Source organism: Streptomyces sp. NPDC048565, from assembly GCF_040650935.1.
GTDB lineage: Bacteria > Actinomycetota > Actinomycetes > Streptomycetales > Streptomycetaceae > Streptomyces.
This window is the reverse complement of the sequence record NZ_JBEZIH010000017.1, coordinates 116,766-131,140: the sequence shown is the minus strand read 5'-3', so window position 1 is coordinate 131,140 and position 14,375 is coordinate 116,766. Positions and strand designations below refer to the sequence as shown.

The window sequence follows — 14,375 nt, the reverse complement described above, 5'->3', positions numbered from 1 at the left end:
CGGACGCCTATCTGCCCGTTATGCCGGATATCAACGTCCGTAATCCCCCCCACCAGGGACCTACGCCGGGTCGAGGTCCCTGACGCGGTCGAAGGTCTCCGTGCCCGTGGCGCCCTTCTTCCACTCGACCGACAGCGTGTCGCCGGTCTGCTTCAGATTGCCGACGCGGTCCTTGGTCTTGACCCGGACCTCGTCCTCCTTGCAGAGCAGGGCCATCTCCAGGAAGTCGCCGCTCTCGTCCTTCTGCCACCGGCCCTCGCAGTCCAGGCCGTCGGACGTGGTGAGGACCGCGTTGATCCGGGTGGGCTCGTCGAGATACTCCTCGCCGATCCCCAGCGTCGTGGAACCGCCGGAGGTCTGCCAGACCGCCTGGAGCCCGGTCCCGGTGGGCGAGGGGACCAGCGAGGGTGAGGGGGACTCCATGGGCGGTGCCTGGCCCCTCGCGCTCGGGGCGGGGGAGGCGCTGGCGCTCGCGGAGGCGCTGGCGCTCTCCTTCGCGACGGGGCTCTTGGAGTCGTCGTCCCCGCCGGTGCCGAGCGCGAACCACACCCCGCCGCCTATCAGGACGAGCGCCACGAGGCCGGCTCCCACGATCAGCGGGGTGCGGCGGCGCCCGGGAGCCGCGGGCGGCGCCATCCCCGGGGGCGGGCCCTGCGGCGGTGGGTACGCGGCGTACGGCGAAGGCGGCTGCAACTGGGGCTGCTGAGGTTGGGGTTGCTGCTGCGGCTGCTGCTGCGGCTGCTGTTGCGGCGGGGGTTGCGGCGGGGGTTGCTGCTGCGGCTGCGGCTGCGGCTGCTGGGTGGCGTACGGGTTGTCCGGTACCGGTTGGCCTCCGTGCGGGTTTCCCTGCCCGGTCTGCGGCGGACCGTACGGTGGCTGGGCGCCGGGCTGTTGCGGCGGCCAGGGCGGTGGCTGGGTCATGGCGTTCCTCCCCCGCGGCCGACGACCTGCCGGCACGACATTCCTTTCTATCAGCAGCTCCTGATCAGCCATCAGTCGAGGGGATGCCGGTCAGGGGCCTCCGCGGGAACCGGGAGGCCGCCTGCCGTGGCCGCCTTCCGGAGCACGTCGATCAGCATGGGCATGGTGAGCTTGCCGGTGAACGTGTTGCGTTGGCTCGGGTGGTAGCTGCCCAGCAGATGCAGCTCCTGCCTGCGCTCCGTGGCGGGCAGGACGACATGCGCTCCATGACCGAAGGCAGGACGCGGGCGCGGGATCTCCCAGCCGGCCTCGACGAGCACCGGGAGCACCGCCTGCCAGCCGAAGCCGCCGAGGACCACCACCGCGCGCAGCCCGGGGCTCAGCAGGTCGAGCTCGGCGGCCAGCCACGGCCGGCAGGTGTCGCGCTCCCGGGGGGTGGGCTTGTTCGCGGGGGGCGCGCAGTGAACGGGAGAGGTGAGGCGGACACCGTGCAGGGTGAGCCCGTCGTCGGCGTGGACGGCGGTCGGCTGCGAGGCGAGGCCCAGGGTGTGCAGTGCGGCGAAGAGGAAGTCGCCGGTCGCGTCACCGGTGAACATCCGGCCGGTCCTGTTGCCGCCGTGCGCGGCGGGCGCGAGCCCGACCACCGCCACCGCGGCGTCCGCCGGACCGAAGCCGGGGACGGGCCGCGCCCAGTAGTCCCAGTCCTGGAAGGCCGCCCGCTTGACCTCGGCGATCTCCTCCCGCCAGGCGACCAGCCGGGGGCAGGCACGGCAGTGCGTGACCAGCGCGTCCAGCTCCCCCAGGCCGGCACACCGCGTCGCGTGGTGGGCCGGGAAGCCCGGGTCGTCGGGGTCCGGCACCCGCCCCGCCACTTCCGCTCCGTCCATCCCTCCACGCTACGGCGGCATCGCGCCTTGTCAGTGGCTACCCGCTGGGTGACACTCCTCGAAATGGCTTCCCGGCCGGTGCCGACCGGTAGACAGCCGGTATCGGCCGGCAGCAGTTCCTCATGTGCACATGACCAGGAGGTATTGATGAGATCAGCCCATCGCGGGGCCGGCTTACTGTTCGCTCTGTCCGCGGCATGTGTGATGACACTGTCCGGCACGGTGCAGGCCTCGGCGGCCGACCCGACGGCGACCTGGACCCTGAGTCAGACGGAACAGCGCATATGCGTCGCCCCCGAGCGTGGGTGGCCGGACACCTACTACCTGGCCTCCGTCACCGGAAGCTCGGAGAGCCCCATCGACCACGCGATCCGGGAGCTGCCCTCCGGCTCGTTCAGCAACGGCGGCACGATCCACCCCGGCGAACTGAACCCCAGCGGCAAGTTCCTCGGTTTCGGCCACATATCGATCGCCCCGGCCCCGGTCGGCGAGTACATCGCCCAGCTGTGGGCCTCGGACGGCACGAGCACCCAGACCGCCCCTCTGCGGATCAGCGTCAAGGAGGACTGCCTGAGCGGGACGTGACGTGACGTGTCTGTGCCGTGGCGCCCGGGTGATCGCCCGGACCTCACGGCACGCCCTCTGTACCGTCCCTCACGCACGGGCCCGCCCTGCCTCGCCCTCCGATGCGGCACACTGGATGTTTGGCCGTTCGCACCCGGGCAGCCACCCCGTAGGAACAGGAAAGGGCCGACGCGTGACCGGACCCCTCATCGTCCAGAGCGACAAGACGCTGCTCCTCGAAGTCGACCACGACCAGGCCGAGGCCTGCCGCCGTGCCATCGCACCCTTCGCCGAGCTGGAGCGTGCCCCCGAGCACATCCACACCTACCGCGTGACTCCGCTCGGCCTGTGGAACGCCCGCGCCGCGGGGCATGACGCCGAGCAGGTCGTCGATGCCCTCGTGGAGTACTCGCGCTACCCCGTGCCGCACGCGCTCCTCGTCGACATCGCCGAGACGATGGCACGGTACGGCCGTCTCACCCTGTCCAAGCACCCCGTCCACGGTCTTGTGCTGACGTCCAACGACCGGCCGGTGCTTGAGGAGATCCTCCGCTCCAAGAAGGTCCAGCCGCTGGTCGGGGCGCGCCTCGACCCGGACACCGTGGCCGTGCACCCCTCCGAGCGCGGCCAGATCAAGCAGACACTGCTGAAGCTGGGCTGGCCCGCCGAGGACCTCGCTGGTTACGTCGACGGCGAGGCGCACCCGATCGAGCTCGACCAGGAGAGCTGGTCGCTGCGCCCGTACCAGAAGCAGGCCGTCGAAGGCTTCTGGCACGGCGGCTCGGGCGTCGTCGTCCTCCCCTGCGGCGCGGGCAAGACCCTGGTCGGGGCTGGTGCCATGGCCGAGGCCAAGGCGACCACGCTGATCCTGGTCACCAACACCGTGTCCGCCCGGCAGTGGAAGCACGAGCTGGTGAAGCGGACCTCGCTGACCGAGGAGGAGATCGGCGAGTACAGCGGTACGCGCAAGGAGATCCGGCCGGTCACCATCGCCACGTACCAGGTGCTGACCACTCGCCGTAAGGGGGTCTACCCGCACCTGGAGCTGTTCGACTCGCGCGACTGGGGTCTCGTGATCTACGACGAGGTGCACCTGCTGCCCGCGCCGGTCTTCAAGTTCACCGCCGACCTCCAGGCCCGCCGGCGCCTCGGGCTCACCGCGACGCTGGTGCGTGAGGACGGGCGGGAGTCGGACGTCTTCTCGCTCATCGGGCCCAAGCGGTTCGACGCCCCGTGGAAGGAGATCGAGGCGCAGGGCTACATCGCGCCGGCCGACTGCGTCGAGGTCAGGGTCAATCTCACGGACACGGAACGCCTCGCCTACGCGACGGCGGAGGCCGAGGAGAAGTACCGGTTCTGCGCGACGACCGCGACGAAGCGGAAGGTCACCGAAGCGCTCGTACGCAAGCACCAGGGCGAGCAGACCCTCGTCATCGGGCAGTACATCGACCAGCTCGACGAGCTCGGTGAGCACCTGGACGCCCCGGTGATCAAGGGCGAGACGAGCAACGCGCAGCGGGAGAAGCTGTTCGAGGCGTTCCGTCAGGGCGAGATCAGCGTGCTGGTCGTGTCGAAGGTCGCGAACTTCTCGATCGACCTGCCGGAGGCGACGGTCGCCATCCAGGTGTCGGGGACGTTCGGCTCACGCCAGGAGGAGGCGCAGCGGCTTGGTCGGGTGCTCCGGCCGAAGGCGGACGGGCACGAGGCGCGGTTCTATTCGGTGGTCGCCCGCGACACGATCGACCAGGACTTCGCGGCGCACCGCCAGCGGTTCCTGGCCGAGCAGGGATACGCGTACCGGATCGTCGATGCGGACGAGCTGCTCGCGGAGAGCTGACAGGGCGGGGCTGACGGGACAGGGCTCAAGTGCTGGGCCCGTCGAGGTCAGGGTCAGTGGTGGCGGCGGACGATGCCCGCCTCCTCCTCGTACTCCCCGAGTACGGCCACACCGAACGCGGCGCGTGCGAAGACCGATACGGCGCGCACCGCGTTTCCCATGCGGTGGCTCTGCGGTTGACCGGTGGCCGCGGTTGCGCCGTGCGCGGGGCCGGTCCTGCGGGGGTTCAGGTAAACGGTGCTCATGTACCCATGGTGCTCCGGGCGACCGCGTCCCTGCATCGGCCCACGGGGCTAAAGTCCCGGGCATTCGTATCGGCCTAAAGTTGCACGCCGTCCCCTACGGGGGAGGGACGGGCCCGTTCACACGGTGACGACGATCTTGCCGACCTGGTGGCCCTCCTCCAGGTGCCGGTGCGCGTCGACGATGTCGTCGAGGCTGAACACCTTGTCGACGGTGGGCCGCAGCACGCCGGCGCGCAGTCCTGCGTTCAGGAACGCCGCGATGCGGCGCACCACGGTGGGGTTGAGCGTGTGCTCGAAGCTGGCGTAGCGAAGGATGGTGCGGGGCCCTGCCATCGGGAACGGCGCGGGCCGGTTGTCCAGCCAGCCGACGGTGACCAGGGTTCCGCCGGGCCCGGCCGCCTTGGCCAGATCGGCCAGGCCAGGCCCCATGACCGAGTCGAGGATGATGTCGGCTCCCGCCCCGCCGGTGTGCCGCTGGGCGGCCTCGGCCACGTCCTCCTGGTCGGTGGCGATGACGGCGGCGGCTCCGGCGGCCAGCAGGCCGTCCTTCTTCGCGGTGTGCCGGGTGACCGCCAGGGGTACGGCGCCGATCTGGCGGGCCACCTGGATGGCGGCCAGGCCGACGGAACTGGAGGCCGCGGTGATCAGGACATGGTCGCCCGGACGCATCCCGGCCTTCTCGATCAGCGCCCCGTACGCCGTGGAGTACGCCACCCACAGTGCCGCGGCGGCGGTGGCGTCCAGTCCGGCGGGCCGGGCGATGACGGTGCCGGCCGGCACGGTGACGTATTCGGCGTAGGTGCCGTTGAGGTCCATCTCGGGGACCGCGGTGACGATGACCGCGTCCCCGACCGCGTGGCCCTCGACTCCGGGACCCACGGCGTCGATGACGCCGGTCCCTTCGCAGCCCAGGCGGGCGTGCGGCAGCCGGAAGGGCCCGGGGTAGTGGCCGGCGCGCATCATCTGGTCGAGCCGGTTGACACCGATGGCCTCGATCTTGATCCGCACCTCGCCGGTGGCGGGCTCGACGACCGGTTCATCGACGATGTGCAGAACGTCCGGGGCACCGGTCTCGTCGAATACGACTACGCGTGGCATGGGGTGAACCGTCCTTCTGTCAGTCGGGTGCTGTGTGGTGGTGCGTGTTGTGCCGCTGCTGTGTTGCTGTGCCGCTGCTGCTGTGCCGCTGTGCCGCACACAGACGAAATTACTGAGCCGTCAGGTACCTCCTGGTACCTTCCCCTCCATGACTCACCCGGCCGGAGACGTCTTCCTCGCCGATTGCCCGGCCCGGCTGGCGATCGAGATCATCACCGACAAGTGGGCCGTGGTCGTGGTCTTCGCACTGAGCCGGCGGCCGTGTCGACACGGCGAACTCGTCGGCCTCATCGGCGGCATCTCACGCAAGGTCCTCACCCAGACACTGCGCAGGCTCCAGGGCTACGGCCTCGTCGAGCGCCACGCGTACACCGAGGCGCCCGCGCGCGTCGAGTACAGCCTGACCGACCTCGGCCGGACGCTCGTGGTTCCCATCGCCGCCCTGACGGAGTGGGCGACCCTGCACGGCGAAGCCGTCGTCGACTTCCAGGAGTCGGAGCAGGAGGAGCGGGAAGAGCGGGAAGAGTAGGAGGAGCGGGACAGGCGGGGGCTCGTCGAGCCGTAGTCGGCGGGCGGCGGGCCGGCTGCGGGGGCCGCGGACTATTCGTTCGCGCCCGGCGGCGGCGGTCGATACAATCGCCGGTCTGCCCGCCTCCCGCACCGTGGTACCGGCCAGCCCTTCGAGCGGCCGGCAGCCGGGGGAGCGCCGCCGACCGGACGGAAACCGGCCGACAACAGCCGCACGCACCCCACCCGCGTGCGCATCTGTGTGTGAACGTCCCCGAGCGGACCGGGCGGTGAGCCCTGTCCGCCGTCCTGCGTCGAAAAGCCGGAGGCAACACCGTGCCCGCGCACGAAGAGTCAAGCAATCCACTGGTCAGGGAGCGGGAGCATCTCGCCGCGTCCCGTGCCGCGCTGCGCGCCATGCGCGAGGACGTGCAGGCACTCGATATCCGCGACGTCACCGCGAACTGGGTCAACGCCGCGGTCCTCCAGGCACAGATGGACGACCGCATCAAGGCGCTCGCCGACCTCGCCCACACCCCGCTGTTCTTCGGGCGCCTCGACTATCTGCACGAGGTCGGCGCGGAGAAGGTGGAAGGGTCATCAAAAGGGGTGGCGCGTAGCGCCTCCGCCAAGGGCGGTGGGGGGCGACGGGAGGGAGAGCAGTTCTACATCGGGCGCCGCCATGTCCACGATGCCCAGGGCGATCCGATGGTCATCGACTGGCGCGCGCCGGTCTCCCAGCCCTTCTACCAGGCGTCCAGGAACAACCCGCTGGACGTCGACCGCCGCCGGCGCTTCGGTTACACCGGCGGTGAGCTGACCGCGTACGAGGACGAGCACCTCACCGATCCGGCGGAGACCGAGCAGACCAGCAAGCTCCTCCAGACGGAGATCGAGCGGCCCCGTGTCGGTCCGATGCGCGACATCGTGGCGACGATCCAGCCGGAGCAGGACGAGATCGTCCGCAGTGATCTCGGCGGAACGGTGTGCGTCCAGGGAGGTCCCGGGACCGGAAAGACGGCTGTCGGCCTGCACCGTGTCGCCTACCTCCTGTACGCGCACCGGGAGCGCCTCGCCCGTACCGGGACGCTCGTCGTCGGCCCGAACCGGTCGTTCCTCCACTACATCGAACAGGTCCTGCCCGCGCTCGGCGAGCTCGATGTGCGGCAGGCGACCGTCGAGGACCTGGTGGCGGCGCGCGTCGAGGTGCGCGGCCAGGACGAGTCCGGCGCGGCGGTGATCAAGGGCGACGCCCGGATGGCGGAGGTACTGCGGCGGGCTGTCCGCTCGTACGTGACACCGCCGGTGGAACCGGTCGTGGTGGTGCGCGGCTCACGCCGCTGGCGGGTCCCCGCGTACGAGGTCGAGGAGATGACCGCCGAGCTGCTGGCCCGCGGCATGCGGTACGGAGCCGCCCACGAGGCTCTTCCGCAGCGGATCGCCCACGCCGTCCTCGTACGGATGGAGGAGGCGGGCGAGGCGCCGGACGACCGGGTGCAGAGCGCGGTGGCGCGTAATCCGGCGGTGAAGGCGGCCGTGAAGGCGGTCTGGCCCGCAGTGGAGCCCGCGAAGCTCGTGCTGCGGCTGCTGACCGACGCGGAGTTCCTGGCCACGCACGCGGAGGGGATCCTCACCGGCGACGAGCAGAAGCAGATCCTGATGGCCAGGCCGGCCCGCAGCGTGAAGTCGGCGAAGTGGACGGCGGCCGACGCGGTCCTGATCGACGAGGCTGCGGACCTGGTGGCCCGCACCCACTCACTGGGCCATGTGGTCATCGACGAGGCCCAGGACCTGTCCCCGATGCAGTACCGCGCGGTGGGCCGCCGCTGCTCGACCGGTTCGGCGACGGTGCTGGGCGACCTGGCGCAGGGGACGACACCCTGGTCGACGGAGAGCTGGGAGCAGGCGCTGTTCCATCTGGGCAAGACGGACGCGCTGGTGGAGGAGCTCACGGCCGGGTTCCGTGTGCCGCGCGAGGTGATCGCGTACGCCTCCCGGCTGCTTCCGGCGATCTCACCCGGCCTCGCGCCGGTGGAGTCGGTGCGTGAGACGCCCGGCTCTCTCGCGGTGCGTGAGCTGGCGACGGCCGGGGAGCTGGACGCGGCGGTGGTCGCGGCGTGCGAGGAGTCGCTGCGCCATGAGGGCTCGATCGGGCTGATCGCCGCCGATGCCCGCGTACCCGCACTGGCGGCGGCACTGGACGCCGCCGGGCACGCGTACCTCTCCCCCGGTGAGGAGACGACGGCAGCCTCCCGGCTGACGCTGGTGCCGGCCTCGCTGGCCAAGGGCCTGGAGTACGACTACGTGGTGCTGGACGAACCGGCGGCCGTGGTCGACGGCGAGCCCGACGAACGCACGGGCCTGCGCCGGCTGTACGTGGCGCTGACCCGCGCGGTGTCGGGCCTGATCGTGCTGCACGCGGCGCCTCTGCCGGAGCGGCTGGCGTAGGGGGACGACGGGGCTTGCGGCCTGGTGGGCATCTGCGCGCCCACCAGGCTGTGGGCCGGGCCGTGGGCCCGGCCGTGGGTGCGGCCGTGGGCCCGGCCGTGGGTGCGGCCGTGGGCCCGGCCGTGGGTACGGCAGTAAGTCCCGGGCTTTCCGGGGAAGTTGAGGCAGGCGCTGCACGGGCGTTTACAGACCCCCCGGCGCGCGCTACGTTGATGGGAGCGCTCCCATAAGCCTCTGCTCCCCCCATCCGCACGACCCGACGAGAGGTCGGCCGCCGGGCCAGGGACAGCCCGGGGGCGCACAACTCAATGCGCACGAGCGGGTCACCAGGGTCATCTGCCCCAACAGAGAATCCCGAAGGAGATCAACCTCATGGCCATGCGAAACATCATCCGAAGAGCGGCTCGGATGCGCACACCACGCACGCTGAGCTTCCTGGGAGCCGGCCTCCTGGCCCTCACCCTGGCCGGGCTCCCCTCCCCCGCGTCCGCCCACGGCGTCGCGATGGAGCCGGGCTCACGCACCTACCTCTGCTACCAGGACATGGTCGCGAGCTCCAACCAGACCCCGTCCAACCCGGCCTGTGCCGCCGCGGTCGCGGAGACCGGCACCACACCGCTGTACAACTGGTTCGGCGTCCTGGATTCCAACGGCGGCGGCAAGACCACCGGTTACATCCCCGACGGCGAGCTGTGCAGCGGCGGCACCAAGGGCCCGTACGACTTCACCTCGTACAACGCGGCCCGCGACGACTGGCCCACGACGCATCTCACCTCGGGCTCCACCATCGAGGTGCAGTACAGCAACTGGGCCGCCCACCCGGGCAAGTTCAACGTCTACATCACCAACGACGGCTGGTCGCCCGACCAGCCCCTGGCCTGGGACGACCTGACGCTCACCCAGACCGTGGACAACCCGCCGCAGGTGGGCGGTGCGGGCTCGAACGGAGGCCACTACTACTGGGACCTCCAGCTCCCCGCGGGCAAGTCCGGCAAGCACATGATCTTCATCCACTGGATCCGGTCCGACAGCCAGGAGAACTTCTACTCCTGCTCCGACGTCGACTTCGACGGCGGGAACGGCGAGGTCACCGGCCTGAACGGCGGCCAGATGTCGGGCGAGGAACTCGCCGCGGCCGCGGAGAAGTCCGGCACCCAGGCCGCACCGGCCCACGCCGAGCACGCCGCACACGCGGGTGAGGCCGTAGCGGCCGACAAGGCCGACCTGGTGGCCTCCACGCAGGACTCGTCGGCCGGTTATCTGCCCGCCGCGACGGCGGTCTCCCTGACCGGCGCCGCCCTGGTGTTCGGCGCGGGAGCGGTGGCCCAGAGCCGACGCCGCCGCCGACAGGCCGGACAGAGCCACTGACCGGACCCGGAACCCACTGACCGAGCAGAACCACTGACCGAGCAGAACCACTGACCGAACGGAACCACTGGCCGGTCGGATCCACCGACCGAGCCGCTGATCGTGGGGCACCCGTCCCCGGACCCGAGCCGTGACCCCCGGCCCGGGTTCGCCCCACCGGCCCCCGGCGCCTGGACGCGGCCCCGGGGGCCTTCAGCTGTCCAGCACCGTGCGCCATTCGCGTACCGCGTCGAGGTCCACCGGGCCGCTCCAGCCGCCGGGCCGCGCCGCGCTTCCGATGTGGAAGGCGTCGATGCCCGCGGCACGCAGGCGCGGCAGGTGGTCGAGGCGCAGGCTGCCGCCCACCATGATCCGGGGTTCGTAGCCGGGCAGGTCCGCGCGCGCCGCCTCGACGAGCAGCGTGTCCATGCCCTCGTCGACACCGTTCGGCGAGCCCGCCGTGAGGTAGGTGTCGAGGCCCGGCAGGTCGGCGAGGTGCTTGCGCAGTACGTCGCGGTCGGTCGCGCGGTCGATGGCGCGGTGGAAGGTCCACGCGCAGCCGTTCAGCTCGGCGACCAGCCGCTCGACGGCCACCAGGTCGGCGTGACCGTCCTGGTCCAGAAAGCCCAGGACGAACTCCTCGGCACCCGCGGCGCGCAGCGCGCGGGCCTTCCCCACGAGGACGTCGATGTCACCGGCCGCGAACCCGTCCGCGACCCTCAGCATGACCCGCAGCGGGATCCGGACGGCGTCCCGGATCGCCGTGAAGTCCGCGAGCGAGGGCGTCAGGCCGTCGGCCGCCATGTCGGTGACCAGTTCGAGACGATCCGCACCCCCCGCCTGCGCCGCGACCGCGTCCTCCGCGTCGAGAGCGATCACCTCCAGGAGTGCACGGTTGCTCATGGTGTTCCCATCCTTCGGAGCGGCACGGACTACAGGTCTAGTCCAATAACCAGACTACGGGTCCGCCACCCGAGGCGCAGCTCCCCATGTGAACGCACACGTGAAGATACGCGAGGCCGCGGCGGCATCCCGTGACGTATCGGGACGCGCCGCGGCCTCAGGGGTCGCAGAGGGGGCAGGGAAGGGTCCGTGGAGGGGGGAACGTCAGGGCTGGATCGGCATCGACGAGCAGTTCGAGGACGCCTTCTCGCCGGCGAGGCGGTCGGTCAGCCAGGAGATGGCGCTCCCCTGGTCGGCGAGGTACGGGGCGAGGTGGTTGGTGAGGAGCTTGTCGCCGAGGTTGGGCAGCAGGACGGCCTTGTACGTCACGTCGCCGCCCCGGCCGCACCAGTCGACCGCGAGCTGCCTGGCCTGCTCGTGGCCGACGATGTCGTCCTGCACACCGGTCGCCAGCCGCACCGGGGCCGTCGGCTTCAGCTTGCCGATGCGCTGCTGGTCGAGGATCGCCTGCAACTTCGGCTCGGCCGCGATGATGTCGGCGATCGGCTTGCCGTTCGCGGTCCACTTCTTGCTGTTGGTGAAGGCGTAGCCGAGGATCGCGTCGCCCACACACATGGTCGAGGTGTCCTTCAGCGCGGCCTTGCCCGCGTCGTTCGTGTTGGCCTCGACGACCGCTTCCAGGGACGGGTCGGACTGGGCGAACCCGTTGATCGACCAGCCCAGCGCACCGGCGAGCGCGCTGCCGTCTATGCCCTTCATGACCTCGGTGAGGTCGGCGGGCGGCGCGCCCGCGTAGGTGCCCGCCAGGTTGACGTCAGGTGCGTACGACGCCTGGAGCTCGGCGGCCGCCGCACTGGCACCGCCGCCCTGGCTGTATCCGTAGAGCCCGACCCGCGATTCGGAAGTGATCGAGGCACCGGCGACGGAGCGCGCCGCGCGGGCCGCGTCCAGGAGGGCGTGACCCTCGTCGACGCGGTTGACGTAGGTGTGGAGCCGGTCGGTCGCGCCGAGGCCTGCGTAGTCGGTGACGACGACGGCTGCGCCCGAGGCCAGGAGGCGGTAGACCGCGATGTTGTCGTAACCGATGGACACCGTCCCCTCACCGATGCTCAGCGGGTGCTCGAGCGCCAGCGAAGGGGCGCACTGGTCGCCCTGACCCATGGTCCCCGAGGCCAGCGCCACCAGGGGGCGGGGGCCGTCGCCCTTCCAGGCGGCGGACGGCTCGATGTACGCACCGGTGACAGCGACGGGCCCGCCGCCCGCGTCGGTGGACTTGTACATCAGCCGCGTCGCGGTGCCGGGCATCTGACGGCCGTCCAGGCCGGGGAGGCTCAGCCCGAGGGGCAGCTCCTCCGTACGGACGAGGTCCCCGTCGGCGGAGGGCAGCTGCGCCGGCGGGTCGTAGAAGTCGGGGACGGCCGCTCCCCGGGAGGCGGCCGGCGCCGATCCGGCAGTGGCGTCGGCCGCGGAGGCCGGCAGGGCCACCGCGCCCAGACAGGCGGCGGCCACCGACGCGGCCAGCAGGCGGCCCGTACGGCGTCCCGGCCGACGGGCTTCCAGAAGGTGGGGGGTGTTCACGGTCGAGCTCGAACGGGTGGTCTTGCGCGGACTCACGGCTCACTCCTCGCTCTGCTCCGATGAATGTCAGCGCAAGCTAGCACCGAGGAGTTACCCGAGGTAACTCCTCGGTAAGTTACGCTTCGGTAACGTGAAGGGGGGCTGGGGCACCCGATGCCGGGTCGCGGTACGCGCGTTCGCCCACCTGCACGGGTTCCACCGGCTGCGGATCCACCGGGAGATGCGCGACGACACCCACGAAGCCTCCCTCACCCTCGGATGCGCACCGATCTGCCGGCGACGCCTGAACGCGTCGCACCGGCCTCGCGCTTTCATGAGTGGGCCACCGACCGCGCCCCGCCTCATCGACGCGCCTGCCGCCGCCGAGTCGAAGCCCCTCCCGCGATCCGCACCGCACGGACCGAAGTACGGACGCGGGTCTGGAAGTTGGCCGGTGCGAACGGTGCGAACGGTGCGAACGGTGCGAACGGCTGCCGATGGCAGGTGGCCAGGTGGCCGTCGACATTCACGGCCACCTGGTCAGCGGTGAGTGGCGGATGCCGCCGCGTGCGCATCGGCCCGCAGAACTTCGGCGTCGGGCTGTTCGCTCGCCCAGGCGACATGGCCGTCGGGGCGGATGAGCGCGGCACGCACGGTGGACCAGGCGGGGCGCGGGTCGGGCCGGTGTGCTGTGTGCGTGATGACGTGGCGGGTGGAGGGCGGTGCCGGGGTGCCGGTGAAGTGCAGCAGGACGTGGCGGCCGGTCCGGAGCAGCGTGAAGAGGTCTGTGCTGTCGGAGAGTTCGAGGTTGGGCGCGCGGTGGCCGGTCAGGGGGTGGTGGTGTGCGGGGGCCGGGTAGGTGACGGCCAGTGCGGAAAGCCGTTCGGCCAGGCTTCGGGAGAAGCCCGGGACGGTGGCTATGAGTTGGCTCAGCAGTGCGCGCAGGTCCTGGCCCTCCGCCGAGTAGGCGTTCATCAGCGCCGTCTGGGCGCGGGTGCTGAGCAGCAGGTCGGCGCCGACCGGATGGCGTTCGGTGTGGTAGCTGTCCAGGAGTCCGGCGGGGGCGGTGTCTGCGACTGTGGCGGCCAGTTTCCAGCCGAGGTTCGTGGCGTCCTGGACGCCGACGTTGAGGCCCACGCCCCCGGCCGGGTAGTGCATGTGCGCCGCGTCGCCCGCGAGTAGGACGCGGCCCCTGCGGTACTCGGCGGCCTGGCGGGTGGCGTTGCCGAACCGAGAGAGCCAGCTCGGGTCGCGCATGCCGAAGTCGGTGCCGGCGATCCGGGTCACCTTGGCGCGCAGCGCGTCGAGGGTGAGTTCGCCGGGGTGGCCGGCGCCGGTGCTGTCCGGGTCGCCGCCGACGATCCGGTGGATGCCGCCCGGCATCGGGACCACCATGACGCCGCCTGTCGGGCCGGACACGGCGGACACCGCTCCCCGTGGCGGGTTGTCCAGGATGACGTCGCCCAGGAAGCCCCAGGTGGTGGCGTCGTTGCCGGGGAAGTCGATGCCCGCTGCTTCGCGCACGGTGCTCCGGGTCCCGTCACAGCCGACGACGTAGGCGGCGCGCAGCGTGTACGGGCCGTCGGGGCCGGTTGCCTCGACGCTCACCCCGTCCTCGTCCTGGGCGAGTCCGGTCACTTGGTGCCCACGCCGGATTCCGGCTCCGGCCGCAATCGCGTGCTCCTCCAGCAGCTCCTCGGTGCGGGCCTGCGGCAGGGCGAGTGTGAAGGGGTAGGGGGTGTCGAGGGCCCCGAAGTCCATCCGGTCGTCGAGCCCGCCGAAGTGGCCGCTGGGGATGCGCCGCCCCTCCGCGAGGAAGGGCTCCTGCACGCCCCGGGTGGCCAGGACCTCCAGTGTGCGCGGGTGGATGGTGAGGGCCTTGGAGTGGGGATCCCGCTCGCGGCGGGTTTCCAGGACGGTGACGGGTGTCCCGCCCAGCCGCAGTTCGGCGGCCAGCCACAGCCCGGTGGGGCCGCCTCCTGAGATGACTACGTGCTCGTGCTCCATGGCAGCTCCTCGAAAAAGTCTTGGTCGGTGACCAAGGTTCGCCGCGTCCAGTAG

At 71.4% G+C, this 14,375-nt stretch carries 12 protein-coding genes and 1 pseudogene; 5 read left to right on the top strand and 8 right to left on the bottom strand.

The features are described from left to right. Positions 1-60: 60 nt before the first annotated feature. Together AB0C75_RS21320 and AB0C75_RS21315 are read right to left on the bottom strand one after the other, a co-directional pair. Positions 61-921, bottom strand: coding sequence for a hypothetical protein (locus tag AB0C75_RS21320; RefSeq protein WP_362893061.1), 861 nt, complete (start codon positions 919-921; stop codon positions 61-63). A 71-nt stretch (positions 922-992) separates the two neighbouring features. Further along, entirely contained in the window at positions 993-1,808 is an 816-nt protein-coding gene (locus tag AB0C75_RS21315; protein ID WP_362893059.1) for a uracil-DNA glycosylase, read from the bottom strand. 147 nt (positions 1,809-1,955) lie between these two features. Between AB0C75_RS21315 and AB0C75_RS21310 the strand changes: the two genes are divergently transcribed. Further along, positions 1,956-2,393, top strand: coding sequence for a DUF5980 family protein (locus tag AB0C75_RS21310; protein WP_362893057.1), 438 nt, complete (start codon positions 1,956-1,958; stop codon positions 2,391-2,393). A gap of 172 nt (positions 2,394-2,565) precedes the next feature. Then, positions 2,566-4,209, top strand: coding sequence for a DNA repair helicase XPB (locus AB0C75_RS21305; RefSeq protein WP_362893055.1), 1,644 nt, complete (start codon positions 2,566-2,568; stop codon positions 4,207-4,209). Between the two features lie 53 nt (positions 4,210-4,262). Here the strand turns inward: AB0C75_RS21305 and AB0C75_RS21300 are convergent, their stop codons facing one another. Further along, positions 4,263-4,454, bottom strand: a complete 192-nt coding sequence (locus tag AB0C75_RS21300; RefSeq protein WP_362893053.1) for a hypothetical protein — start codon at positions 4,452-4,454, stop codon at positions 4,263-4,265. 117 nt (positions 4,455-4,571) lie between these two features. Then, positions 4,572-5,552 (bottom strand): zinc-dependent alcohol dehydrogenase family protein, encoded by a 981-nt coding sequence (locus AB0C75_RS21295; RefSeq protein ID WP_362893051.1) that lies wholly within the window; start codon positions 5,550-5,552, stop codon positions 4,572-4,574. A gap of 148 nt (positions 5,553-5,700) precedes the next feature. On the opposite strand from AB0C75_RS21295, the gene AB0C75_RS21290 reads away from it, so the two are divergent. Continuing rightward, on the top strand, positions 5,701-6,081 hold the full coding sequence (locus AB0C75_RS21290) for a helix-turn-helix domain-containing protein (RefSeq protein WP_362893049.1): 381 nt from the start codon (positions 5,701-5,703) through the stop codon (positions 6,079-6,081). A gap of 314 nt (positions 6,082-6,395) precedes the next feature. Continuing rightward, complete coding sequence (locus tag AB0C75_RS21285; RefSeq protein WP_362893047.1) at positions 6,396-8,507, top strand: UvrD-helicase domain-containing protein; 2,112 nt, start codon at positions 6,396-6,398, stop codon at positions 8,505-8,507. Between the two features lie 58 nt (positions 8,508-8,565). On the opposite strand, the pseudogene AB0C75_RS21280 reads toward AB0C75_RS21285, so the two are convergent. Next, positions 8,566-8,754 (bottom strand): annotated as a pseudogene (locus tag AB0C75_RS21280) (PT domain-containing protein); the annotation flags it as partial. Between the two features lie 161 nt (positions 8,755-8,915). On the opposite strand from AB0C75_RS21280, the gene AB0C75_RS21275 reads away from it, so the two are divergent. Next, the gene (locus AB0C75_RS21275; protein ID WP_362893045.1) at positions 8,916-9,875 is read left to right on the top strand and encodes a lytic polysaccharide monooxygenase; all 960 of its coding nucleotides are present in this window, start codon (positions 8,916-8,918) and stop codon (positions 9,873-9,875) included. Between the two features lie 192 nt (positions 9,876-10,067). Here AB0C75_RS21275 and AB0C75_RS21270 read toward each other — a convergent pair whose 3' ends face one another. The 3 genes from AB0C75_RS21270 to AB0C75_RS21260 all read right to left on the bottom strand — a co-directional run bounded on the left by AB0C75_RS21270 (position 10,068) and on the right by AB0C75_RS21260 (position 14,321). After that, the gene (locus AB0C75_RS21270; RefSeq protein WP_362893043.1) at positions 10,068-10,757 is read right to left on the bottom strand and encodes a copper homeostasis protein CutC; all 690 of its coding nucleotides are present in this window, start codon (positions 10,755-10,757) and stop codon (positions 10,068-10,070) included. 204 nt (positions 10,758-10,961) lie between these two features. Beyond that, entirely contained in the window at positions 10,962-12,371 is a 1,410-nt protein-coding gene (locus AB0C75_RS21265) for a lipase family protein (protein WP_362893041.1), read from the bottom strand. Between the two features lie 483 nt (positions 12,372-12,854). Continuing rightward, positions 12,855-14,321 carry an FAD-dependent monooxygenase gene (locus tag AB0C75_RS21260; protein WP_362893039.1) on the bottom strand — a complete coding sequence of 489 codons (1,467 nt, stop codon included), beginning with the start codon at positions 14,319-14,321 and terminating at the stop codon, positions 12,855-12,857. Positions 14,322-14,375 lie beyond the last annotated feature (54 nt).

What these genes read in the sequence shown, in the direction of transcription:
- AB0C75_RS21295 (WP_362893051.1), bottom strand. Translation starts at nt 5,552, where the DNA reads ATGCCACGCGTAGTCGTATTCGACGAGACCGGTGCCCCGGACGTTCTG.
- AB0C75_RS21300 (WP_362893053.1), bottom strand. Translation starts at nt 4,454, where the DNA reads ATGAGCACCGTTTACCTGAACCCCCGCAGGACCGGCCCCGCGCACGGC.
- AB0C75_RS21315 (WP_362893059.1), bottom strand. Translation starts at nt 1,808, where the DNA reads ATGGACGGAGCGGAAGTGGCGGGGCGGGTGCCGGACCCCGACGACCCG.
- AB0C75_RS21320 (WP_362893061.1), bottom strand. Translation starts at nt 921, where the DNA reads ATGACCCAGCCACCGCCCTGGCCGCCGCAACAGCCCGGCGCCCAGCCA.
- AB0C75_RS21290 (WP_362893049.1), top strand. Translation starts at nt 5,701, where the DNA reads ATGACTCACCCGGCCGGAGACGTCTTCCTCGCCGATTGCCCGGCCCGG.
- AB0C75_RS21275 (WP_362893045.1), top strand. Translation starts at nt 8,916, where the DNA reads ATGCGCACACCACGCACGCTGAGCTTCCTGGGAGCCGGCCTCCTGGCC.
- AB0C75_RS21310 (WP_362893057.1), top strand. Translation starts at nt 1,956, where the DNA reads ATGAGATCAGCCCATCGCGGGGCCGGCTTACTGTTCGCTCTGTCCGCG.
- AB0C75_RS21260 (WP_362893039.1), bottom strand. Translation starts at nt 14,321, where the DNA reads ATGGAGCACGAGCACGTAGTCATCTCAGGAGGCGGCCCCACCGGGCTG.
- AB0C75_RS21270 (WP_362893043.1), bottom strand. Translation starts at nt 10,757, where the DNA reads ATGAGCAACCGTGCACTCCTGGAGGTGATCGCTCTCGACGCGGAGGAC.